Below are 24,169 nucleotides of genomic sequence, written 5' to 3' on the forward strand. Positions count from 1 at the left end.
ACTTTCTTTAAAATGCTTCATGCAACAGGCAGCGTTGTATGAAGCATTTTTTTTGCTGCACATATAACAGTCACGCAGTATTATTTTTTGTGAACGACAGTTTGAGGAATTTATTTTTCACATCAAGAATGCATCGTTTCATAATGGATAAAAAAGCGAAAAAAAGCGGTAAAGCGGGATAGCTGGCTTTTAAAAATTCAACAATGTTGCAAAAGCGGCTTTTGGAGAGAGATTATAAAAAAAAATATTTCTATTGAAACCCTTGCAAATGCTGACTTCTAAGAATACGATAAGAAAAAGTTAAATAATGATTAACTTTTTTCTTACTTTCCAACCTCATTTTTAAACCAACCAACTAGCGCTTATGAGAAGAATTTTGCTCTTCCTATGCATCTCTCTTTTGGCTATAGGCCAGCTGGATGCACAGACTAGAACGGTGACCGGCAAGGTTACCGACGACAAGGGGACACCGTTAAGTGGTGTATCCGTTACTGAATTGGGTACTGACCGTAAAGTGTTAAGTACAACAGTAACAAATGAAACCGGAACTTTCTCTGTAAAGGTTTCCAACAACACCCGTGGGATACAGATTGCTTCTGTAGGGTTTGTTGAACAATTCTTTCCACTCGGAGGAATCAGGAACAATTCGCTTGATGTTAGACTGACTGCCAGCGTAGACAATCTCGCTGACGTAGTAGTTACAACAGCGGGTGGTTTAAAAACACGTAAAAAGGATATCGGTACTGCATCTACGCAGGTAAGCGCGGCTACTCTTACAGCTGCTAAACCTGTGAACGTTGCTGCTGGTCTGGCTGGTAAAGTTGCCGGTCTGACTGTTAGCGCAACAAGCAGTGGCGTTAACCCTAACTTCCGTGTGATCCTGCGTGGTCAGCGTTCACTGACCGGTAACAACCAGGCTCTGATCGTTCTGGATAACGTAATCGTTCCGAACGATGTACTGGGTAACCTGAACCCTGAAGACGTAGAAGACATCGTTGTACTGAATGGTGCAAGCGGTGCGGCTCTTTATGGTTCAGATGCATCTAACGGTGCCCTTCTGATCACCACCAAAAAAGGTTCAAAAAGCAAAGTAGCGGTTAAGGTCGCAAACACATTGACTATTGAGCAGGTGGCTTTTTATCCTAAATTACAGAACAGGTTCGGTTCTGGTTCTACTGCAGATATCCGCGTATATACTCCGGATGAAAACCAGCAGTACGGACCTGAGTTCGATGGTATCGTAAGACCTATCGGTCAGCCGCTGGCAGATGGTACTATCCAGATGGTTCCTTATTCTCCGACCGATGGTAAAAAGAACTTCTGGCAGCTTGGTCTGAACAACCAGACAGATCTGTCTATCTCCGGTGGTGATGAAAGAGGTACAAACTTCCTGTCTGTACAGTATGTAGACGGAGTAGGTACTACGCCAAAAGATAAATACAACAGGACTACAGTAAGGTATAACGGTACCCGTCAGTTCACCAGGACTTTAACCCTGAACATGAACTCAAGCTATGCGCAGAACAGGTACGATATCACCAGCCAGACTTCAAATATCTATGGTTACCTGATGCAGACTCCTGCCCAGATCGATGTTACCCAATACAAAGACTGGAAAACAAACAAATATGCAGATCCTAGCGGTTACTACAACCCGTTCTATGAGAACCCTTATTTCCTGCTCGACAATTATCGTCAGGGCACAAGGAATGACTACTTCACAGCGAACGGAGAACTGAAATTTGCTCCGCTGAGCTGGGTAGACTTCACTTACCGTTTGGGTATCAGCACACGTAACGTATCAAGCAAAACGTACAGCGATATCTTCAGGTATTCTGATTTTGCCAAAGCAACTACACACGGTTCTTACAAAAAGACTGATAAAGTGGGTGGTGTAACTGATGCGTCTTCTTACACAACCCGTCTGACTTCTGAGTTCCAGGCTTCTTTCAGAAAGAAGATCCAGGATTTCAACCTGCGTCTCGTAACTGCCGCTACTTTAAGGCAGGATCAGTCTAAATCACTGTCTGCTTCTGTAAGCGGTCTGGTAGTTCCGGGTCTGTTCAACCTGAGCAATACCCTGAATAACCCAACTGCGGATGAAAGCAATTTCAAAGCGCGCCAGCTGGGTGCTTACTATGACCTGAACATTGGTTACAAGGGCTTCCTGAATATCCACACTACAGGTCGTAATGACTGGGTTTCTACACTCGCTCCTGAAAACCGTTCATTCTTCTATCCTTCAGTTGACGTAGCGTTCACTCCAATGGATGCGATCCCTGCGCTGAAAGAAATGAAGGCGCTGAACTCCCTGAAGATCCGCGCAAGCTGGTCTAAAGTAGGTCAGGTGAACCTGACAGGTACTTTCGGTGCTTATGCACTTGATCCTACCTTCGGTCAGGCAGCTGGTTTCCCTTACCCTATCGGCGGTGGTTTCACTGTGGGTAACAGGATTGTATCTAACAACCTGAAACCTGAGATGACCAAGCAGTGGGAAGTTGGTGCTGATTTCGGTTTATTCAAAAACCGTATCACCGGTGCCATCACTTACTACAGCAACAAAACAACTGATCAGACTGTATCTACCAGCGTATCTTCAGCAACTGGTTACACTACCTACCTGCTGAATGCTGCTGCAACATCTGGTTCTGGTCTTGAGTTTACTGCAAGCACTGTTCCTTTACGTACGAAAGACTGGGAACTGACTGTTGGTGGTAACTACTCATATGTTATCAAAAGCAACGTAGATGCGATCACCAGCGACGTTAAGAACCTGAGCCTGGGTAGCATTTCTTACGCTGTTGTAGGTCAGCCTTTCCCTGTACTCCTGGGTACTGCTTACAAGAAAGATCCTCTTGGCAGGGTAATCGTTGATCCTATCACCGGATATCCTTCACGTTCTGATACCAACTCTGTACTCGGAAGTGCTGTGCCTAAGCACACACTGGCTCTGAACATCAGCCTGCGTTACAAAAACTTCCGTTTCAGCGCACTGGGTGAATACCGTGGTGGTTACCAGACTTACATGCCTAGCACTACTGCCTTCGACTTTTCTGGTGGTGGTCAGAACACAGTTGCCTTCAACCGTGAAAGGTTTGTATTCCCTAACTCAGTTATTCCTGATCCGAATAAACCAGGTGAGTACCTGCCAAACAACAATATCACAGTTAGAGATGGTGGTTACAACTTCTGGGCACAGTCTGTACGTACAGGTGTGAATGAGAACTATGTAATTTCAGGTGCTTTCTGGAAAATCCGTGAGATCACGTTATCTTATGATGTACCTCAGAGCGCGCTGCAGCGTGTTAAATTCATCAAGAACTTAACTATCAGTGCACAGGCGCGTAACGTATTCATGTTCTTCCCTAAAACGAACATGTATACCGATCCTGAGTTCAGCGATAACGGAAGCACAAGTAATGGTGTGGGTGTAGCAGGTATTTCAAATGCACCGCCTTCACGTTACTATGGCGCATCTATCTCAATCACTTTTTAAACAAGTATCGCAATGAAAAAAACACTATATCTGTTATCAGGCATTGTAGTCCTTTTAACTACATCGTGTAAAAAATATCTGGATATTAACCAGAACCCGAATACTGCAACATCTGCAACGCCGGAGCTGATCCTGCCGCAGGCACTGGTTGCTACAGCCAGTAACCTTGCAGGTAACTTTAACTCATACGGTGCTGCGCTGGTAGGTTACAACGCCAATGGCGGTGGTTACAGCGGTTTCGGTACCTATGTTACTTACGATTTCACCACAGGTAGCTACACTGGTTTATGGTCAAGTACTTATGACAATATCCAGGATTACAGCTATATCGTGAAAAGTACCAACGGTCAGGATAGATATGCATACTTCAATGCGATCGGAAGGATCATGATGGCGCATAACTACCAATTGCTGGTAGATGCGTACAACAACGTTCCTTACAGCGATGCATTGGGTGGCGCTTCTGCCATCAGCCCTAAATACGATCAGGGTACTGCGATCTATAAATCGATCGCTGAGCAGCTCGATACTGCTATCATACTGATCAACAAAGGCCTGGCTAATCCTCAGACTACAATTGCGCTGACTACTGCAGCTGATCCGCTGTTCACACAGGTAGCTCCGCCGAACATGGTTCTCTGGAAACAATATGCGAACACCCTGAAACTGCGTATCATGTTACGCGCAGGCAGCAAGGTAACCTTCACCAACACTACTTTCAGTGCAGATGGTTTCCTGACTCAGGATGCAATCGTAAACCCTGGTTACTCTAAAAACTCCGGTAAGCAGAACCCAGCCTGGGATACCTGGGCTTACAGCTACACAGGTAGTGCTTCTGGATCTGCGGGTCTGTCTCGTCTGCCATCAACTTTCGCACTTACTTTCTACGATGGTACCAAGCTGAATGACCCAAGACGTGGTTCTGTAGTGTACAAGGCATTCCCTAATACACCAACCAATCAGTTAGGTAACGAAACTAACCCTAAACCACCAAATGCTGCAAGCCCAAGTCCTTGGTACAAAGGAACAAGTGCTACTGCATTTGACAAGATCGGTATCTTCAAAGGTTTCGATATGGGTCAGCCGATCATGCTCGCTGCGGAAAGCTATTTCCTGCAGGCTGAAGCAATCGTTCGCGGCCTGATCACCGGCGATGCTAAAACCGCTTTCAACAAGGGTATCGATGCTTCATTCAACTACCTGTACCTGGATAACACAGGAAAACTGGCTACCACCGGTTACCTGGCACCTGCTACAGATGCAGCTGCATACCGTACAGCTAACGCTGGTAATTACCTGGCAGACTTTGATGCAGCTAATACCAACGATAAAAAGATAGAAGCGATTATCACTCAGAAATACATCGCGCTGAACATGATCCTCTCTCACGAGCCATGGAACGAGTACCGCAGAACAGGTTATCCTGCGATCACTCCGGGTTCTACTGATCCGACCAAATCTTTTGCGTCTGTTCAGTCTATTTCAACCCGTCCGGACAGGTTACCTACACGTATCCCTTATCCGAGCTCTGAGTTCTCAACAAACAGCGCGAATGTTCCAAAAGATGTAGACAAGTTCTCTTCTCTGATCTTCTGGGCTAAATAATTAACTGATCTAAAAAAATTGAATAATGAAATTATTTGGAAAATTAGTAGCCGTTTGCGCAGTGGCTTCCGGGTTAACGGGTTGCCTGAAAGATTCATCTCTGATGGATCCTTCCAAGACGCACAACGTCATCGAATTTGCTAATACAGCGGGTATCGCTACCTCTGTTGTTGGTAATATCTATCCGTTGTACAACATCAACATCCTGATGCAACCAACAGGTACTTACAACGCTATCGTGAGCTATTCCGGTGCTGACAATGCGCCTGAAGATATCACTGTTGAAGTGGCTGTTGCTGACCAGGCTGTGATCGACAAGTACAACTCGCAGAACACCAAAACCTTCACTATGCTGCCATCTACCATGTTCAGCATTCCTGCTACCAAAGTGGTAATTCCTAAAGGTAGAAGGCAGGTGAACTTACCGATCACACTGACCAACACCGATCAGCTGTGGGGTAAAACCTATGTTCTGCCGCTTACCATCAAATCCGCTTCTATGGGCGTGATCAGTGGTAACTTCAACACCATTATCTATGCATTGAACGGTATCAACAGGCTCGATGGTACTTATACCCTGAAATTCAGGTTCGGTACCAACGACAGGGGCTATGATGTAAACACCACCACCTGGTACTATAGTGATGTTCAGCTGGTAACAGCTTCAACTACCACTTCTACCATGCGTAACCTGAACGCGGGTACCAGCGTAACTGCTGCCGTACACGCTGCGGTTACAACTGCTGGTCTGCCTTCAAGCATCGCAGCGCTGGTTCCATTGCTGACCTATGATCTGTCTACCAACAAGATCACTAACATCAGCAACAATACAGCCGGTGCCAAAACTGTAGTACCTAACCCTGCAGTTACTGATAACCGTGTAGATCCTGCAACTGGTAATGTTTACGCTTCTTTCATCCTGAAAGAATCCGGAAGAACTGATATGATCATCAACGATACGCTGATGTACAAATCACCACGATAGTCAGTATCTCTTTCATACTTCGAAAAGCTCCCTTTCAGGGGGCTTTTCGTTTTTTTACGATCTTTGTTCCCATCAAAACCGTGCTTATGAAAAAAGTGATGCTCTCTTTCTGCTTCTTCCTTACACTCTGCGCAACAGCACAGGACAACAGGGCGAAAGGACTGCAGAAAGAATTCAACGATAAGAACAGTACCGCTTTCAAAACGGATACGGCCGCCAAAAAATGGAAAACGGGCGGGTTGTTCTCCCTTACCTTATCCCAGACCTCATTAAAAAACTGGGCAGCCGGTGGCGATAATTATGCCTTATCGCTCAATACTGCACTAAGCGGCTTCGCCATGTATAAGAATGGCAGGAATGAATGGAATACCTCGGCTGGTATAAATCTCGGCTATGTCAATACTTCAAGCCTCGGCGCACGCAAGAATGACGACCGGTTCGACCTTTTGTCCAAATACGGATATGCACTGAACCCGAAACTGAACATCGGCGCTATCTTCAATTTCCGTACGCAGTTTTTTAAAGGGTATACGTATCCCGATGCCACAACAAAAGTTCTTTCATCCGATATCCTCGCCCCGGCTTACATTCTGCTCGGTCTTGGACTGGATTATAAACCTGCCAAAGATCTTTCCATCTTCTTTTCCTCGGCTACAGCACGCTGGGTGATCGTGAACGACGACAGTTTATCTGCCAAAGGTGCTTACGGTGTTACACCAGGCAAAAAAAGTCTCTTCCAGCTGGGTGCATTCATGAGTACGAATTACAAAACCAATATCAATAAAAACGTAACCTATACCGGCAGGCTTGACCTGTTCTCCGATTACCTCGATAAGCCCCTGAACGTGGCAATGAACATGACCAACCTTTTCGCTGTAAAGATCTCGGACATCTTATCCGTTACGTATAGTCTCGACCTGATCTATGATGATAATGTGCGCCTGTTCGGTGTAAATCATGATGCTCCGGCTTTACAGGTTAAATCGATCATCGGTGCAGGACTACTGGTAAACCTATGAGTAACAGGAAACAATTGATTGTAGCCGGCGGCGGTGCTGCAGGTTTTTTCTGCGCAGTGAATGCTGCAAGACAGAACCCTTCACTGTCGGTTGTGCTTGTTGAAAAAAGTAATAAACTCCTCTCCAAAGTGAAAGTGAGCGGCGGCGGCAGGTGTAATACAACACATGCCTGCTTCGATATTCCTGAACTGGTAAAGCGTTATCCGAGGGGGCAGCATTTCCTGAAAAAAACATTTCACTGGTTTAACCCGCAGAACACGATAGAATGGTTTGGTGAAAGAGGTGTGCGGTTGAAAACAGAAGCAGACGGACGGATGTTCCCCGTTACCGATCAGTCGCAAACGATCATCGACTGCCTGCTGAAGGAAGCAGATCAGTACGGCGTGAAAGTGATGCTGCAGACAGAAATCAAAAGTATAGAAAGGCTGGAAGAAGGCTTCAGGCTGCAGACCGGTACAAAAGAACTGCGTGCGGATTATCTGTGTATCGCCACAGGCGGCTATCCGAAATCTTCCATGTTCGATTGGCTTACAGCAACCGGGCACCAGGTAGAAACGCCGGTACCTTCGCTGTTCACGTTCAATATGCCGGGTAACCCTGTAACGGAACTGATGGGTATCAGCGTGGAAAGGGCAGCGGTGAAAGTTGCAGGGAGTAAACTGGCGGAAGAAGGCCCGTTACTGATTACACACTGGGGAATGAGCGGACCTGTGATCTTACGTTTATCTGCCTGGGGAGCAAGATACCTCGCAGAAAAAAATTATCATTTCACAGCAATAGTGAACTGGCTGCCGGAGAAACGGGAAGAGATGCTGCGCGAAGAATGGCCGCAGCTCAGACAGGAACTGGCCGCACAGAAAATGAATCATAAAAATCCTTTCGCTTTACCCGGACGGTTATGGATTTACCTGCTGGCGCAAAGCGGTATCGCAGCCGACTGTCGTTGGGGAGACCTGCCTTCGAGAGAGCAGAACCGCCTGATCAAAAACCTGACGGGGCAGGAGTTCGAAGTAAAGGGGAAAACAACCTTCAAAGAAGAATTTGTAACCTGCGGAGGTATCCGGTTAAACGAAATAGAACCGAATACGATGGAAAGCCGGAAAATACCCGGACTTTTCTTTGCCGGAGAAGTGATGGATGTAGATGGAATTACAGGTGGGTTCAATTTCCAGCATGCATGGACCAGTGGCTGGATCGCGGCAAAAGCGATAGCGGAAAGATCAATATGACCCATAATAAATCAGGCCCGGTTTTGCCGGACCTGGTTTATTATTCCAACTAGCCTTTCTTTTTGGCCTTGGCTTTTTCCTTTTCCTTGTTCTCTTTGTAGCGCATATCGGGCGTGCCGTCTTTTTTGACAGGTGCGGCAGCCTTCGCTTTCTCCTTGTTTTCTTTGTAACGCATGTCTGGAGTGCCGTCTTTCTTGACAGGCGCAGCAGTTGTAGCGGCAGCTGGAGGAGCTGCTTTTTTAGCGGGTTCCTTTTTACCACCCTGGGCAAAACCGCCCGAGATGCCTGCAATGAGCATAAGCATCACGATAAGCATTTTTTTCATATGTAAGAGTTTAGTAAGATTAAGTTACAACAAGTGCCGTGTCAAAAGCAAACTGAATGGGGCAGGGGAATGTTAATTTTAAAGAACTGTATTGAAAATCAGTGTTTACAGTGGAGAATAATGCCCGGGGAAGGCATTTTTACCCCGAAAGACCGCTTTTTTTCGTATTTTTGCAGCCCGAATTAAAACCGTCGGGATTTTTTTATGAATTTTTTCATCAAACAATTAAACGCAGATGCACAGGAGAACGCAGCAGCCGGCGAGGCAGCAGAAGTTCCTACTGCGACAACAAATGCACCTGTAGCAGAGCCTGTTGTTGAAACAGCTCATGATGATTTTGACTGGAGCATTGACAAGCGCAATGTAAGTCATTATGCAGAAGCCGATCGCGTTAAGTACGACAAAGTGTATGATAACACTTTCGTTCAGATCGAAGATGGCGAAATCGTTAAGGGTGGGGTGGTAGCTTTAACAAAAACAGATGTTGTAGTAAACATCGGTTTCAAGAGCGATGGCCTGGTATCCCTGAACGAATTCCGCGATGTACAGGGCCTGAAAATAGGCGACGAAGTGGAAGTAATGGTGGTAGAGAAGGAAGACCGTAATGGTAACCTGCACCTGAGCCGCAAATCAGCCCGTATTTTCCGTGCCTGGGAAAGAATCGTTGAGGTTCACAAAACAGGAGAAGTTATTACCGGTACTGTTACCAGCAAAACAAAAGGTGGCCTGATCGTAGATGTATTTGGTATGGAAACCTTCCTGCCAGGTTCTCAAATCGACGTTAAACCTGTAACTGATTACGATCAGTTTGTTGGTAAAACAATGGAGTTCAAGGTGGTGAAGATCAACGAAGCCATCAAGAACGCGGTAGTATCGCATAAAGCACTGATCGAAAGCGATATCGAAGCACAACGTGCAGAGATCATGAGCAAGCTCGAGAAAGGCCAGGTACTGGAAGGTGTGGTGAAAAACATCACAGACTTCGGTGCATTCATGGACCTCGGCGGTCTCGATGGTCTGCTGTACATCACCGATATTTCATGGGGCCGTATCTCTCACCCGAGCGAAGTGGTGAAGATGGACCAGAAACTGCAGGTGGTTGTACTGGATTTCGACGACGACAAAAAACGTATCAGCCTCGGCCTGAAACAACTGACCCCGCATCCTTGGGATGTGCTGCCTGAAGGACTGGCAGAAGGTTCAGTAGTGAAAGGTAAAGTGGTAAATATCGAAGATTACGGTGCGTTCCTGGAAATTCAGCCTGGTGTTGAAGGTCTGGTACACGTATCTGAAATCACATGGGCAAACACGCCGATCAACGCGAAGGAATTCTTCAAGCTGGGCGACGAGTACGAAGCTAAAGTGGTTACCCTCGATAAAGATGCACGCAAAATGAGCCTGAGCATCAAACAAATGAGCCAGGATCCATGGAATACCATCGAAACCAAATTCCCGGAAGGAAGCAAACACAAAGGCCTGGTGAAAAACATCACTCCTTATGGTGTATTTGTAGAACTGGAACCAGGAATCGGCGGTATGATCCACATCAGCGACCTGAGCTGGCTGAAACGCTTCAACCACCCGACAGACTACACTAAAGTTGGCGAGACGATCGATATCATCATCTTAAGCATTGATAAAGAGAACCGCAAACTGCAGCTGGGTCACAAACAACTGGAAGAAGATCCCTGGAATGCACTGGAAGATACCTTTGCAGTAGGTACGCTCCATGAAGGTACTGTTACCCGTAAAGACGATAAAGGTGCGCTGGTTCAGCTGCCTTACGGTCTCGAAGGTTTCGCACCTAACCGTCACCTCAACAAGGAAGACGGCAAACAGGTTCAGGCTGATGAAACTGCACAGTTCATGGTGATCGAATTCGACCGCAATGAAAAACGCATCGTTCTGAGCCATGCCCGTATCTGGGAGCAACACATAGCTGAAGAAAAGGAAACTGCCAAGAAAGAAGCGAAAGCCGAATCTGACAAGACCAAGAAAGCTGTGAAAAACATCCAGAGCAAGGTAGAAAAAGCAACCCTGGGCGATCTGGGCGCGCTGGCTGAGATCAAAGCCAAATTACAGGAAGGCGAAGGTGACGCTCAATAATCACCCCGCTTCTGATATAAAAAAGGCCGTCTTCACCCGAAGACGGCCTTTTTCTTGGTAAAATCCCCCTCAGAAGGGGCGTTTTATGTATTTCTTAACTTCACAGGGCGTCAAACAAGAATTCCTCTTTATATATTGCCCGCAATTAATTAATTTTGCCAACTTGTATGAACAGGATCCTTTTGTTAATTATATCGGTATCGCTACTCAGCTCTTGCTCCAACAAATTCAATAAAGTGATGAAGAGCAAGGATTATGAGTATAAAACCAAGATGGCGGAGCAGTATTATGCTAAGAAGGACTATGCACATGCCATTCAGCTGTTTGAAGATATCTTTCCTTATGTGAAAGGTACACCCAGGTATGAAGACATGTATTTCAAGTTTGCTTACGCGTATTACTACGATAAGGATTACCTGAATGCAGAAAATCTCTTCAAGAACTTCGTTGAAAGTTTCCCGACCAGTTCACATGCCGAAGAGTGCGATTATATGCGCGCTTACTGCTATTACAAGCAGTCGCCCAAAATTGAGCTGGACCAGACCAATACGAACAAGACCATGCAGCTGATGCAGGCCTTTATCAATACGCATCCCAACTCACCAAGGTCGAAAGATGCGGCATCTATCATTGATGCCTGCCGTGAAAAACTGGAAGCGAAAGAAGCGCTGGCTGCACAGCTTTATTATAACCTTGGTTATTACAAAGCATCGGCAATTGCCTATGCAACGATCTCTGATAACTTCCCTGATTCTAAAAAATCAGATGAGTATAAACTGCAGGAGATCCGTTCTTATTTCCGCTATGCAGAAATGAGCCTGGAAGAAAAGCAGAAAGAGCGTTTTGAGAAAGTACTTTCAGAATGTAATGATTTTGCAGAGCGTTTTGCAGAAAGCAAACATGTAGCGGAAGTCAACAAGTATAAAACACAATCAAATAACTTTTTAAACAACCTGAAAAATGAGCAAGCTAAGAAGGCAAATGGGCGCTAATACCGCCAGCGTGGTAGAAACCAAAAGCCTGGTAGAGATCAAGTCTAAAACAGGTAACCTTTACGAATCGATTGCTATCATTGCCAGGAGAGCTAATCAGATCAATATATCCCTCCGGGAAGAGCTGCATAACAAACTGGAAGAGTTTGCCAGCCATACGGACAGCCTGGAAGAGATCCACGAGAACAAAGAGCAGATAGAGATATCCCGTGCATATGAAAAAATGCCGAATCCTGCTATTCTTGCAACACAGGAATTCATGGAAGGCAAAGTATATCACAGGCTGAACAATGAAAACGATCTTTTCAGATAGATAAATCTTTCCGAAATCATTCACAACGACAGTTATTTAACTGTCGTTTTTTGTTATTTTGATGTATGGATCTGTGGCTCCGTACCTTTATCCGCACATAAAGCAATTGCTGAATCTGAATCTTATGCTCAAAGGCAAAAAAATATTGATAGGCATCAGCGGTAGCATCGCCGCATACAAATCCATACTGCTGGTAAGGCTGCTGGTAAAAGCCGGCGCCGAAGTGAAGGTGATCATGACACCGGCAGCGGGGCAGTTTGTATCGCCGCTGGTATTGTCTACCTTGTCCGGTAACCCCGTTGTTACTGACCTTGTCAGCGGTGATAACTGGGAAAATCATGTAATGCTCGGACGCTGGGCCGATGTGTTTGTAATGGCGCCACTCAGCTGCAATACACTTGCTAAAATGGCCAATGGCCTTTGTGATAATATACTGCTGGCAGTTTACCTGTCCGCTACCTGTCCTGTTGCCGCCGCACCTGCTATGGATGAAGATATGTGGCACCATGCTGCCACCCGGAGAAACCTGGAGCAGCTGGCTAAGGATGGCGTTCATATATTCCCGGTAGGTCACGGCGAACTGGCCAGTGGATTATTCGGTGCCGGCCGTATGGCCGAACCGGAAGAGATCTTCCACGCGCTAACCGCGAAATATTTCCGCAGTACAGAACTGCAGGGTCAGAAAGCACTGGTAACCGCAGGGCCTACCTATGAGGCGATAGACCCGGTTCGTTTTATCGGCAATCATTCTTCCGGAAAAATGGGCTTTGCACTTGCCGCTTCATTATACCTCCGTGGTGCTGATGTGGTGCTGGTCACAGGGCCTACAGCGCAGCAATTACCTTATGCAGACATTACTGTAACAGAAGTGACCACTGCAGCGCAGATGCTGGAAGCCTGTAAAGAACAGGCCATCAGCGCAGATATTGTGGTAATGGCTGCTGCCGTTGCAGATTACAGACCGGTAGAAGCGGCACCTGAAAAGATCAAAAAGAAAGAACAGGGCCTTACACTGGAACTTACCAAAACAGAAGATATTCTTGCCTATATCGGGCAGCACCGGCGGGATAACCAGTTCATTGCTGGCTTCGCGCTGGAAACAGAACACGAGCGCGAACATGCGCTGGAAAAAATGAAGAAAAAGAATACCGACTGCATTATCCTCAATTCATTACGCGATACTGCAGCCGGTTTCGGATTCGATACCAACCAGGTCACCATCCTGCACCGCTCAGGTGATGAGCAGATCATACCGCTGCAATCGAAAAAAACAGTTGCGGATGAAATTGTATCATTTATTATCAAATATCGCAATGAGAAATAAGATCATCATAGCATTCTGTTGCTGTCTGCTTGCTGTTGCCCGTGGCCATGCACAGGAACTGCAGGCGAGGGTAACGGTTATTTCTTCGCGTGTGAGTTCAACGGTAGATAAAAAGATATTCACCACACTGCAATCGCAGCTGAATACACTGATGAATACCCGCAAGTGGACCAATGATGCGTTCAGGGACAATGAGAAAATAGAATGCAGTTTCATTCTGAATATTTCGAGCATTGTAGAAACCAATATTTATAAGGCAAGTCTTACGATTCAGGCAGCGAGGCCGGTGTACAACACTTCTTACCAGTCGGCCATCGTTAATTTCATAGACGAAGACCTGACGTTTAAATATGTAGAATTTCAGCCGGTAGAATTCAATGAAAGCAGGGTTCAGGGTACAGATGCCGCTGTAGCGAATCTCACGGCCATCTTTGCTTACTATGCCAATATGATCATCGGCCTGGATTACGATTCCTTTTCCCCGAAAGGAGGTGAAGCTGCTTTCAGGAAAGCACAGAATATCGTAACCAATGCCCCGGAGGGAAGGAATATTTCCGGCTGGCGCGTGTTCGATGGCCTGCGGAACCGTTACTGGCTGAATGAGAACCTGATCAATACGAGGTATAATATCATCCACGATATCATTTACACTTATTACAGGAGCGGTCTCGACCAGCTTTATGATAAAGAAAGCGAAGCGAGAATTGCGATACTGCAGGCACTTACGCAACTGGATGCTTTTAACAAAGAGAATCCCAATACGATGATCCTGCAATTTTTCATGCAGGGTAAATACCAGGAACTGTCGGGCATCTTTAAAAAAGCAACCGCAGATGAAAAAGCAAAAGCGATAGAATTGCTGAGCCGGCTGGATATAGTAAATGCGTCACGGTATAAACAGGATCTGAAATGAAACGGATAGCAGGAGCATACATATCTTTTTTTCTTGCAGGAATGATGATGATATCCTGCAACTCATCAGCGGAAAAGGACATACTGCCGGTAGACAGTATGAAAGTGGTGATGTGGGACATGCTGAAAGCAGATGAATGGTATGTACATCTCACACGCAAAGACTCCACGCTGAAAAAACAGCGCGAAGACATCCGGTTATATGAACAGGTATTCCTCATCCATGGCATCACGCGTGAGCAGTATTACAAAAGCTATCGTTACTATGAAACCCACCCGGTGAAGTTCAAGCAGTTGCTGGATTCTGTAGACCAGCTTGCCAGCCGGGAAAAACAAAACTGGGAGCATATCTCCCGGTAATCTGCCATTCCATACCTTTACACGAGCTAACGACTCTTGCTATGAATAAAGTATTTGCATCCGCAGATGCAGCTATCCATGACATTATGGATAACGCAACGATTATGCTGGGCGGATTTGGTCTCAACGGCATTCCTGAAAACAGTATTGCAGCGCTTGTTAAAAAAGGCGTGAAAGGACTTACCTGTATTTCCAACAATGCAGGAGTAGATGATTTTGGTCTTGGTCTTTTACTGAAGACAAGACAGATCCGCAAAATGATGAGCAGCTATGTAGGAGAAAATGCAGAATTCGAACGGCAGTTGCTGAGCGGAGAACTGGAAGTAGACCTGATACCACAGGGCACACTTGCAACCCGCATACAGATGACCGGTATGGGGATCCCAGCTTTTTATACACCTGCAGGCTACGGAACAGAGATCGCGGAAGGAAAAGAAGTGCGGAAGTTCAACGGTAAAATGTACCTGATGGAGCACGCACTGCATGCGTCTTTTGCGATAGTGAAGGCCTGGAAAGGAGACACGCTTGGTAACCTGGTCTTCCGCAAAGCGACAAGAAATTTTTCAACTTCCATGGCCAAAGCCGGCAATATAACCATTGCGGAAGTGGAAGAACTGGTACAGCCCGGAGAGATCGATCCGGATGATGTGCATGTAGCAGGTGTTTATGTACACCGCATATTCCAGGGCAGCGCTTACGAAAAGCGGATAGAACGCAAAACCGTAAAACTCTGATGCGCAATCATTATTCATCCAAATCATTCAAGCATGGCACTAGATAAATTCGGCATAGCAAAACGTATCGCAAAGGAACTGCGCGACGGCATGTATGTAAACCTCGGTATCGGTATCCCTACGCTGGTAGCCAACTTTATACCCGATGGGATCACCGTGATACTGCAGAGCGAAAATGGTATACTGGGCATGGGGCCTTATCCCGCAGAAGCTGAAATAGATGCAGACCTGATCAATGCAGGCAAAGAAACCGTAACCGTGATACCCGGCGGCGCATTTTTCGACAGTGCCGAAAGCTTTGGCATGATCCGAGCAGGGAAAATAGACCTTACTGTATTAGGTGCTATGGAAGTAAGCGACAATGGTGATATCGCCAACTGGAAAATACCCGGCAAAATGGTAAAAGGCATGGGCGGTGCAATGGACCTGGTGGCAAGTGCAAGGAATATCATTGTAGCCATGATGCACACCAATCCGAAAGGAGAGAGTAAACTGCTGCCGCAATGTACGCTGCCGTTAACCGGCGTGGGATGCGTGAAAAAGATCGTTACCGAACTGGCCGCGCTGGATGTAACACCTGAAGGTTTTGTGTTATTGGAAAGAGCACCCGGTGTAACGGTAGAAGAGATCCAGGCAAAAACAGCAGGCAGGCTGATCGTACCGGATCATGTGCCGGAAATGGAATTGTAATGTATTCATTAACCACTCATAAATATTAAAGTATGCCGATTCAAACAGGACAAAGTGCACCGGACTTTTCATTATTCGATACGGATAAAAACAAAGTGACCTTATCAGAACAGAAGGGTAAGAATGTGCTTATTTTATTTTTCCCGCTCGCATTCACTGGTGTCTGCACGGCGGAACTCTGCAATATCCGCGATAACATTGCTGTATATAACCAGGCAAACGCACAGGTATATGGTATTTCAGTAGATTCTATCTTTTCGCTGGGAAAATTCAAAGCCGAGCAGCAACTGAACTTCCCGCTGCTCAGCGATTTCAATAAAGAAGCTGCCAAAGCTTTCGACGTACTGTACGAAACTTTCCCCGCTTTTGAAATGCAGGGTGTAAGCAAAAGAGCTGCCTTTATCATAGACAAAAACGGAACAGTACAATACGCCGAAATATGCCCAACACCCGGCGATCTGCCTGATTTTGAAGCCATCAATAAAGTATTGGCCGGCCTGAACTAAGCCGTACAACAAATTGATAGTAAGAAGCCGTGCCGAGCACGGCTTCCCGTTTATGGAAATCCGGCTGAAACCCTTGCTGGCCCGGTTTTTTTGCTTTAATTTTACGATAGTATCTAAAACCATGAGGAGACTTTACGCAGCTATTATACTGGTTACGGCATGTCTGGGCAGTAGTTTTATTGCGCTGAAACAGGATATTACCGTAAACGAAGAAGCAAGCTCCGCCAAAGTATTGCGTTTTTATCCCAACCCCGCTACTACTATCATCAGTTTCGAATTTGACAAATCGATCGATAAAAGCTACACATTGCAGGTATATAATTTTATCGGTAAAAGAATGACCGAAGTAAAGATCACCGACAGTAAGATCACTGTTAATCTCGATGATTCCTATCTCAGGGGCCTTTACATTTACCAGCTCCGCGATATCACCGGCAAGATCATCGAATCCGGTAAATTCCAGGTAAGCAAATAACGCACTTTTTAATTATTGTAATAAAGAACGGAGCTCCGTGCAGAACAGTCAACATGAAAACTGTGCAGCACAGATGGCTCCGTAACAACAATCCCCCCGGATTGATAAACCTGTATAACAGTAAAATCTAAAAATTGTAACTAACCCCCAAGCGCAGAAAATCTGAGTATGCTTTAGGATCATCCGTATGCGGTGATTCAAAATAATTGCACAGGCCCAGTGAATAACCTGTATTCAGTCCCCATTTGCCAATGCTGCTGGTGAGGAGAAAGCGGACACGCATATCGGATTTTTTCGGCAGGTCATGCGAGTCATCGATCTTTTGTCCTGAATTAGTGACCATACCGGTAATATGTTCTTTCCTGGTAAGATTCGGTGCATATTCAAACCCTGTTTTCAGATCGAAACTGAATTTACCTGCAGGAATCCTGTAGCCGCCAAAGGCAGTAATGGCCAGGAATGTATTGGTTGTTACAGATGAACCGGTAGCTGTAAAGATAGCGCTGCTGATAAGAGAGGGAGAGATCACACTGATATCCGACCTGGTCTGTATACGTTGATAGCCGAGCTCAAGACCATAGATCCAGCCCCTGCGGCTAACGCGTTGTCCTGAAACGGCTAACTCGTAAGAGAAGCCGCTGTTTTTGCCGGGTGCATTAGAAAAACCATACATCGGGCCGCCCAGTGTAATTCCTCTCGGCGAGGAAACACCATTACCATGATAACCTGAAAACCCGCTGTTCAGGTTCAGTGAATACGTGATCTTCTGTGCATGAACTATAAAAAAGCATGCAGCAAAACTGGCAGTCAGCAGTAATTTTTTCATGTATGCATGACTCTGTTAAAAGCCATACCGTTGCATGCCTAACGGTCCGATACTTCCACGATCAGGAATTTCAGGTAATTGGTATTTTCCATTCCCCAGATGATCGGATGATCTGCTGCCTGTGCCTGGAACGTGACCTGCCTGATCTTTTTGCGCGCATCTTTCGCAGCCATATCGATGGTTTGAAGGAACAGATCGGGTTGTACCAGGTTGGTACAGCTGGACGTTACCAGGAAGCCGCCATTGCGGATCATCTTCATACCGCGCAGGTTGATCTCCTTATAACCTGCAACCGCTTTCTGTATATGTTCCCTGCTCTTGGTAAAAGCCGGCGGATCGAGCATTACCACATCATACTGACGGCCGTCTTTACCCCATTGCTTCAGTACATCGAATGCATTCATCGCTTCAAAACGGCATACCTGGTCAAGCCCGTTCAACTGCGCATTACGGTTGGCCTGGGCTACTGCCTGTTCCGAAATATCGAGGCCGAGCACCGATTTGGCACCGTAATGTGCGGCGTGGATCTCGAAAGTACCTGTATAGGTAAATGCCCCCAGCACTTCGGCTCCTTTCACAATATGCTGAATGGCCCTGCGGTTGTCCTGCTGATCGAGGAAATAACCGGTTTTCTGTCCGTTCTCAATATCAACATGAAACTTAAGGCCGTTTTCGTTAATGATGATATTGGTATCGAACGGGGCTGATAAAAAACCTTTTTGTTGTGCCAGTCCTTCCAGCTCACGCACAGGAACATCATTCCGTTCATAAATACCTTTTGGAGAGAAAATGGTTTCCAATGACCGTACAATGGCATCTTTCCATCGTTCCATGCCCAGCGAAAGGGTCTGCAGCACAAAATAATCATTGAATTTATCGATCACGAGTGCCGGAAGTTCATCGGCCTCTCCGAACACCAGCCGGCAATTCTCCGTATAACCCAGTTTCTGACGGTATTGCCAGGCCCTGAGAATGCGGTTATGGATAAACTGCTCATCTATGAATTCCTGCTTGTTGCGCGTTAAAAGACGAACGAGGATCTGCGATTTCGGATTGATATAACCCCGGCCCGCGAATTTTCCGTCGGCATAGGTCACTTCCACGATATCGCCCGCATTTACCTCACCCGCAATCCGGTCCACTTCATTTCCGAAAACCCAGGGATGGCCATTGGCAATACGGGGAGCGATCTTCTTCTTCAGGTACACTTTAGTCATGGCGCGAAGATAGGAAGAGTGAAGGGGAATAGGGACCTGAAGCGCTTTCTGCCATTTTTTCCCGTTTCTTTGCGCCGGCAACATTTTTGACTTATAAGACGTATAACGTTATTTATATGATGGAAGAGCAAGAAATACCACAAACAAACAGTACAGCAGATAATAATGGCAGTGCTCCCGAGGTGCAGGCTGACGAAAATGCAGCGGCAACCGGTGCCGGAACTGAAAACGAGACAGAAAAACTGCAGGCAGAATTGCAGGAGCAGAAGGATAAATACCTCCGCCTGATGGCAGAATTCGACAATTTCCGCCGGAGAACCGCCAAAGAACGCCTGGAACTGGTGCAAACCGCCGGAAAAGATGTGATCGTTTCGCTGCTGGATGTGCTGGACGACTGCGACCGTGCCGAAAAACAGCTGGCTGCTAATGATGATATCGCCAGCCAGAAAGAAGGCGTGCATCTGGTATTCAATAAGTTACGGAGCACGCTACAGCAAAAAGGGCTGAAAGCAATGGAAAGCATCAACCAGGAATTTGATGTGGAAAAGCATGAAGCGATCACAGAGATCCCGGCGCCTGCCGAAGAAATGAAGGGAAAAGTGATCGATGAAGTAACCAGGGGTTATTACCTGAACGACAAGATCATCCGTTTCGCAAAAGTGGTGGTAGGAAAATAATTCCTGAACCGAAAAGTTATAATGAATGTCTAATAAAAGAGATTTTTACGAGATACTGGGTGTATCGAAAAGCGCTTCAGCGGATGAGATCAAGAAAGCATACCGGAAAGTAGCGATGCAATACCACCCCGACCGCAACCCCGGCGATACGGCCGCAGAAGAGAAATTCAAGGAAGCCGCGGAAGCATATGAGATCCTGAGCGATGCCGATAAAAAAGCGAAATATGATCGTTATGGTCATGCGGCTTTCGGACCGGGAACATCGGGTGGTGGTCACTACGGTGGCGGTATGAACATGGATGATATCTTCAGCCAGTTCGGTGATGTATTCGGGGAAGATATGTTCGGCAGTTTCTTTGGCGGCGGACGCGGCAGAAGCAACGGCGGCCGTGCACGCGGACAACGCGGTTCCAATCTGCGCATCAAAATGAAACTGACGTTTGAAGAAATTGCAAAAGGAACAACCAAGAACGTAAAAGTTAAAAAGCATATCAGCTGTACAACCTGCAGCGGCAGCGGTGCAAAAGATAAAAGCAGCGTACAGACCTGTAATACCTGTGGTGGCAGCGGCCAGGTAAGAAAAGTAACCAATACGTTCCTGGGCCAGATGCAGACGGTAACAACCTGCCCTACCTGTAACGGGGAAGGTTCAACCATTACAGCCAAATGCGGAGTCTGTAAAGGAGAGGGAAGGGTGTATGGCGAAGAAACGATCAGCATCGATATCCCGGCAGGCGTACAGGAAGGCATGCAGCTGAGCATGAGCGGAAAAGGAAATGCAGGCGAGAGAGGCGGTGCAGCCGGCGACCTGATCATTCAGATAGAAGAAGAAGCGCATGCAGAATTACAGCGCGATGGATTGAACGTAGCCTATGATCTGCATATCTCATTCCCTGATGCTGCATTCGGCACACAGGTAGAAGTACCAACGATCGACGGAAGGGCCAAGATCAAGATCCCGGCCGGTACACAAAGCGGAAAAATATTCCGGCTGAAAGGAAAGGGTTTCCCTGAAGTACAGGGTTATGGTAAAGGAGACCAGCTGATCTATGTGAACGTATGGACACCGCAGCAGATCAGTGATGAGGAAAAAGCAATGCTGGATAAACTCAGCAAAAGCGAGAACTTCAAACCGCAACCAGGTAAAAGTGAAAAAAGCTTTTTTGAACGCGTACGGGAAGCGTTCAACTAAGTTTAGAATAATAAAGAAAAAGGGAACAATATCAGAAGTATTGTTCCCTTTTTTATGCATTTTATGTGAGACTGATCAGAGCGCCCACTTAACAAACAGTGCAGCAAGGGCATACATGCAGGTAGCAATGAAAATACCTTTCGCGGTCTTATCCTTGTGTGCATTGATGTACAGGGTGAACACAACAGCATTCGCTATCAGTGCCAGGCTGATGATACCTGTGAGCAATGATGGCTGCATGCCCAGTACCTGGAAAAATTCTTTCAGCGTGAACAGCCTGAATTTTAACAGGTAATAACCAAACAATCCGAATACCGGCGCAATGAAGCCGAGTATCAGTCCTAAAGTAAGTTGGTCTCTTTTGAATATCACAGTTTCCAGTTTTTTTCCAGTTTCTCTTTCAGTTCATAATTGGTGAGATCGAACTGAACGGGTACAACACTTACATAATTGTTTTTGAGTGCCCATACATCGGTATCCCTTCCTTTATCGAAGTTCTGGAACTCGCCGGTGAGCCAGTAATATTTTTTGCCCGTAGGATCTTTTCTCTCATCGAATTCCTCTTCGTATTTGGCATAAGCCTGCCGACAGATCTTGATGCCTTTGATGAGTTTTTCCGGAGATGCCGGGATGTTTACGTTCAGGCAGAGATGTTTATCGAGCGAACGGCCCTCCAGCAGTTGCTGAACGATGAGTCGCGCGTATTTGGTAGCAGCGGAAAAATCAGCTTCGATGCTGTAATCGAGCAGGCTGAAACCAACACTGGGTATACTTTCGATCGCGGCTTCTAATGCGGCAGACATGGTGCCGGAATAGATCACGTTAATGGAATGGTTGGCGCCATGGTTCACGCCACTTACGCAGAGATCGGGTTTACGGTGGAGGATCTTGTCTACCGCGAGCTTTACACAATCAACGGGAGTGCCGCTGCAGCTGTAGGCTTCCACATCACCGGGGAAATTCACTTTCTGCAGCCTGAGCAGCTGACCGATGGTGATCGCATGTCCCATACCGCTCTGGGGTTTATCGGGCGCAACCACCACTACTTTACCAAGACCTTTAACAGCTTCAACGAGTGCTTGTATACCGGGTGCAGTAATACCATCATCATTGGTTACGAGTATAACCGGTTCTTCTTTTTTCTTAACAGACTTCGCCATAGCTGCAAGATACGATCTTCCGTTCAGCCGCTGAAGCAGCGAAGGGACTGGCGGACTACATACCTGATAAATGAAGGGACAAATAAAAATTTTTTTGTTCAAACTAAAAATATTAGTAATTTGCACTAAATCACTTAGCTATGTCAAACGCCGGAAAGAACTTACGTTACCTGCGCAAGCTGCGCGGCTGGACGCAGGAAGAATTTGCGAACAAGCTTAATATCAAAAGATCGCTGGTTGGTGCGTATGAAGAAGAGCGTGCCGAACCGAGACTGGATGTAACGGAAGCGATCTGTCATTTGTTCAAGCTCACGCTGGAGGATTTCCTGTTCAAGGATCTGTCGGAAGCGAAGGGTTCCAATTATATGGAGCAGCGCCGGCAGCTGAAAATGGCCGCACAGGCAACCACCATCAGTTTTGTACCGGTGAAAGCCGCGGCAGGTTACCTGGCGGGTTACGCGGATCCTGAATTCCTGGATGAACTGAATACGTTTACGCTGCCCATGCTTGCTCCGGGTCAGTACAGGGCATTTGAGATCGTGGGTGACAGTATGCTGCCAACACCAAGTGGCAGTGTGATTGTAGGTGAGAAGGTTGATAGCCTTGAAGAACTGAAGAACAGTAATACCTATATCGTTCTTTCGAAGAATGAAGGCGTTGTATACAAAAGGGTAATGAAGAATAACAGGTTGCGCAACAAGCTTACGCTGGTGAGTGACAACCCTGTATATGAACCCTATAATGTAAGTGCGGAGGATGTGCTCGAAGTCTGGAAAGCGGTATACATCATGCAGAAAGCGAACATTTCACCGCGCTGGGATGTGAACCAGCTGGCCGGCATGGTCAACAACCTGCAGGAGCAGGTAACCACGCTGAAGAAAAAGATGAATTAAGGCAGTGCCATCTTCCTCTTAAAGGATCAGGTAACTGCGGGTCCCGATCTTTTTCCAGCTGCCATTGGCATCTTTACTGAAAACAAGCATGATGGTGCCGAAATAAGAATCGTTCAGTTCAGTGCTGGTCTTTTCTTTATAAAAGACCAGCATGTCGATAAAAGCATATAAGCCGTTTGAAGAGAATAGCGGCGCTGAACTAACAACGTAGAAGCCTTTGATGCTTTTGCTGCCGTGCAGGGTTGTATAGTTCGTTCCGTGCAGGGCTAGTTTTCCGGAACCTGTCTGCGCGGCCTTTGCGGCAAGTTCTTTCTTCTCACTCGTACTGAATAGTTTACTTAATGAGGTATCTGTGAAAAGATAGGAGTGGTTATAAACATGGTGTTCATCCAGTTCCATTTTGCGGATGTCTGCAGCCGTAGCTTTTTCAAGCCCATCAATCCAGAAGCGTGCAGGTCGCATCCGCATGGTTGTATCCATGATCCTGATCATAGCGGGCCTTTTATGCCCCAGCAGCTTCATGATCCTGAAATTGGAAGTATCAGTATCACTGAACGCAAGCCTGTATATGTCATCCTTCTGTCCATAACAAAAAGAGCCCGCTACAGAAAGCAGGAATGCAAGAAGCCCTGTATATAAGGAATGATGCTTCATTTCGTCTTCCTAAGAGATGAAAAAAACATGGAATTCCATAGCTAAGGCAGTGTTTTTTCTAAAATTCTAATGCCTTCGATGGTTATATGCTGCCAGCCTATAGCTGTTCGGAAGCATTTAATAACGCAAATTAATGTATCAGTCTTTGAAGTTCTATGGCCTGAGCAACAGATGCCTGCATGCGCCTGAAGGTTGGAATCTATAAACAGCTTTAGAAATAGCAAGTGCGTGTTGCGCTGAGTCCCCTTCGGGAGACGTCAGCGGAAACAGCGTAAATCGGTACGGTTAACCATTAACCAAAAGATACTACCAGTCTTTGCAGAGGCGCCTCTTTGGGTTCGGTACCGAGCAAAGCGGAGGTAATCGAAATGATGCGCAGCACATTTCGATAGAGGCCAAAGCAGCGCTGGCGCAAAGACGAGGCCCAGCGGCCTGAGCGACAAGCATACCAGCATCCGTCTGAAGGTTGAAATCTATAA

At 46.4% G+C, this 24,169-nt stretch carries 25 protein-coding genes; 18 read left to right on the plus strand and 7 right to left on the minus strand.

Features of this window, described 5'->3' with window-relative positions; all coding sequences use genetic code 11:
- Positions 1-364 precede the first annotated feature (364 nt).
- The 5 genes from B5D42_RS17420 (at position 365) to B5D42_RS17440 (ending at position 8,334) form a co-directional block, all read left to right on the plus strand.
- The gene (locus tag B5D42_RS17420) at positions 365-3,496 is read left to right on the plus strand and encodes a SusC/RagA family TonB-linked outer membrane protein (RefSeq protein ID WP_078832827.1); all 3,132 of its coding nucleotides are present in this window, start codon (positions 365-367) and stop codon (positions 3,494-3,496) included.
- Positions 3,497-3,508: 12 nt separating this feature from the next.
- The gene (locus tag B5D42_RS17425; RefSeq protein WP_078832828.1) at positions 3,509-5,101 is read left to right on the plus strand and encodes a SusD/RagB family nutrient-binding outer membrane lipoprotein; all 1,593 of its coding nucleotides are present in this window, start codon (positions 3,509-3,511) and stop codon (positions 5,099-5,101) included.
- A gap of 25 nt (positions 5,102-5,126) precedes the next feature.
- On the plus strand, positions 5,127-6,086 hold the full coding sequence (locus B5D42_RS17430) for a DUF1735 domain-containing protein (protein WP_078832829.1): 960 nt from the start codon (positions 5,127-5,129) through the stop codon (positions 6,084-6,086).
- Positions 6,087-6,172: 86 nt separating this feature from the next.
- Entirely contained in the window at positions 6,173-7,105 is a 933-nt protein-coding gene (locus tag B5D42_RS17435) for a DUF3078 domain-containing protein (protein ID WP_078832830.1), read from the plus strand.
- A complete protein-coding gene (locus B5D42_RS17440) occupies positions 7,102-8,334 on the plus strand; it encodes a BaiN/RdsA family NAD(P)/FAD-dependent oxidoreductase (protein WP_078832831.1) in 1,233 nt (410 codons plus the stop codon). Before B5D42_RS17435 ends, B5D42_RS17440 begins: the two co-directional genes overlap by 4 nt.
- A 49-nt stretch (positions 8,335-8,383) precedes the next feature.
- Here B5D42_RS17440 and B5D42_RS17445 read toward each other — a convergent pair whose 3' ends face one another.
- Positions 8,384-8,659: a hypothetical protein gene (locus tag B5D42_RS17445; RefSeq protein WP_078832832.1), complete on the minus strand. Its 276-nt coding sequence runs from the start codon at positions 8,657-8,659 to the stop codon at positions 8,384-8,386.
- Positions 8,660-8,863: 204 nt separating this feature from the next.
- Here B5D42_RS17445 and rpsA point away from each other — a divergent pair, with 204 nt between their 5' ends.
- From rpsA to B5D42_RS17495, 10 genes are all read left to right on the plus strand, one after another.
- Positions 8,864-10,765: a 30S ribosomal protein S1 gene (gene rpsA / locus B5D42_RS17450; RefSeq protein ID WP_078832833.1), complete on the plus strand. Its 1,902-nt coding sequence runs from the start codon at positions 8,864-8,866 to the stop codon at positions 10,763-10,765.
- A 167-nt stretch (positions 10,766-10,932) separates the two neighbouring features.
- Positions 10,933-11,757: an outer membrane protein assembly factor BamD gene (locus tag B5D42_RS17455; RefSeq protein ID WP_078832834.1), complete on the plus strand. Its 825-nt coding sequence runs from the start codon at positions 10,933-10,935 to the stop codon at positions 11,755-11,757.
- Positions 11,726-12,070: a DNA-directed RNA polymerase subunit omega gene (locus B5D42_RS17460; RefSeq protein ID WP_078832835.1), complete on the plus strand. Its 345-nt coding sequence runs from the start codon at positions 11,726-11,728 to the stop codon at positions 12,068-12,070. The genes B5D42_RS17455 and B5D42_RS17460 overlap by 32 nt, the downstream gene beginning before the upstream one ends.
- Positions 12,071-12,194: 124 nt before the next feature.
- Positions 12,195-13,394, plus strand: coding sequence for a bifunctional phosphopantothenoylcysteine decarboxylase/phosphopantothenate--cysteine ligase CoaBC (gene coaBC / locus B5D42_RS17465; RefSeq protein ID WP_078832852.1), 1,200 nt, complete (start codon positions 12,195-12,197; stop codon positions 13,392-13,394).
- Positions 13,384-14,307, plus strand: coding sequence for a type IX secretion system protein PorD (porD, locus tag B5D42_RS17470; protein ID WP_078832836.1), 924 nt, complete (start codon positions 13,384-13,386; stop codon positions 14,305-14,307). Before coaBC ends, porD begins: the two co-directional genes overlap by 11 nt.
- Entirely contained in the window at positions 14,304-14,666 is a 363-nt protein-coding gene (locus tag B5D42_RS17475; protein WP_078832837.1) for a DUF4296 domain-containing protein, read from the plus strand. The genes porD and B5D42_RS17475 overlap by 4 nt, the downstream gene beginning before the upstream one ends.
- 41 nt (positions 14,667-14,707) lie before the next feature.
- Positions 14,708-15,400 carry a CoA transferase subunit A gene (locus B5D42_RS17480; RefSeq protein ID WP_078832838.1) on the plus strand — a complete coding sequence of 231 codons (693 nt, stop codon included), beginning with the start codon at positions 14,708-14,710 and terminating at the stop codon, positions 15,398-15,400.
- A 33-nt stretch (positions 15,401-15,433) separates the two neighbouring features.
- Positions 15,434-16,090 carry a 3-oxoacid CoA-transferase subunit B gene (locus tag B5D42_RS17485; protein ID WP_078832839.1) on the plus strand — a complete coding sequence of 219 codons (657 nt, stop codon included), beginning with the start codon at positions 15,434-15,436 and terminating at the stop codon, positions 16,088-16,090.
- A gap of 32 nt (positions 16,091-16,122) precedes the next feature.
- Positions 16,123-16,596 carry a redoxin domain-containing protein gene (locus B5D42_RS17490; protein ID WP_078832840.1) on the plus strand — a complete coding sequence of 158 codons (474 nt, stop codon included), beginning with the start codon at positions 16,123-16,125 and terminating at the stop codon, positions 16,594-16,596.
- Positions 16,597-16,717: 121 nt separating this feature from the next.
- Positions 16,718-17,071 carry a T9SS type A sorting domain-containing protein gene (locus B5D42_RS17495; RefSeq protein WP_176113055.1) on the plus strand — a complete coding sequence of 118 codons (354 nt, stop codon included), beginning with the start codon at positions 16,718-16,720 and terminating at the stop codon, positions 17,069-17,071.
- 127 nt (positions 17,072-17,198) lie between these two features.
- Here the strand turns inward: B5D42_RS17495 and B5D42_RS17500 are convergent, their stop codons facing one another.
- The gene (locus B5D42_RS17500) at positions 17,199-17,897 is read right to left on the minus strand and encodes a hypothetical protein (protein ID WP_078832842.1); all 699 of its coding nucleotides are present in this window, start codon (positions 17,895-17,897) and stop codon (positions 17,199-17,201) included.
- Positions 17,898-17,935: 38 nt separating this feature from the next.
- Positions 17,936-19,114: a class I SAM-dependent rRNA methyltransferase gene (locus B5D42_RS17505; RefSeq protein WP_078832843.1), complete on the minus strand. Its 1,179-nt coding sequence runs from the start codon at positions 19,112-19,114 to the stop codon at positions 17,936-17,938.
- A 116-nt stretch (positions 19,115-19,230) separates the two neighbouring features.
- Between B5D42_RS17505 and B5D42_RS17510 the strand changes: the two genes are divergently transcribed.
- Both B5D42_RS17510 and dnaJ read left to right on the plus strand, forming a co-directional pair.
- A complete protein-coding gene (locus B5D42_RS17510; RefSeq protein WP_078832844.1) occupies positions 19,231-19,791 on the plus strand; it encodes a nucleotide exchange factor GrpE in 561 nt (186 codons plus the stop codon).
- A gap of 25 nt (positions 19,792-19,816) precedes the next feature.
- The gene (gene dnaJ / locus B5D42_RS17515) at positions 19,817-20,983 is read left to right on the plus strand and encodes a molecular chaperone DnaJ (RefSeq protein ID WP_078832845.1); all 1,167 of its coding nucleotides are present in this window, start codon (positions 19,817-19,819) and stop codon (positions 20,981-20,983) included.
- A 75-nt stretch (positions 20,984-21,058) separates the two neighbouring features.
- Here dnaJ and B5D42_RS17520 read toward each other — a convergent pair whose 3' ends face one another.
- Entirely contained in the window at positions 21,059-21,355 is a 297-nt protein-coding gene (locus tag B5D42_RS17520; protein ID WP_078832846.1) for a hypothetical protein, read from the minus strand.
- Positions 21,352-22,143, minus strand: a complete 792-nt coding sequence (surE, locus tag B5D42_RS17525) for a 5'/3'-nucleotidase SurE (RefSeq protein WP_078832847.1) — start codon at positions 22,141-22,143, stop codon at positions 21,352-21,354. The genes B5D42_RS17520 and surE overlap by 4 nt, the downstream gene beginning before the upstream one ends.
- A 140-nt stretch (positions 22,144-22,283) precedes the next feature.
- Here surE and B5D42_RS17530 point away from each other — a divergent pair, with 140 nt between their 5' ends.
- Positions 22,284-23,036 carry a LexA family transcriptional regulator gene (locus B5D42_RS17530; protein WP_078832848.1) on the plus strand — a complete coding sequence of 251 codons (753 nt, stop codon included), beginning with the start codon at positions 22,284-22,286 and terminating at the stop codon, positions 23,034-23,036.
- A gap of 18 nt (positions 23,037-23,054) precedes the next feature.
- Here B5D42_RS17530 and B5D42_RS17535 read toward each other — a convergent pair whose 3' ends face one another.
- Complete coding sequence (locus B5D42_RS17535) at positions 23,055-23,690, minus strand: hypothetical protein (protein ID WP_078832849.1); 636 nt, start codon at positions 23,688-23,690, stop codon at positions 23,055-23,057.
- Between the two features lie 292 nt (positions 23,691-23,982).
- A partial coding sequence (locus B5D42_RS18050; protein ID WP_217698859.1) for a hypothetical protein occupies positions 23,983-24,169 on the minus strand: 187 nt, incomplete at its 5' end.

It is taken from the genome of Sediminibacterium ginsengisoli (assembly GCF_900167075.1).
In the GTDB taxonomy this organism is placed as follows: Bacteria; Bacteroidota; Bacteroidia; order Chitinophagales; family Chitinophagaceae; genus Sediminibacterium; species Sediminibacterium ginsengisoli.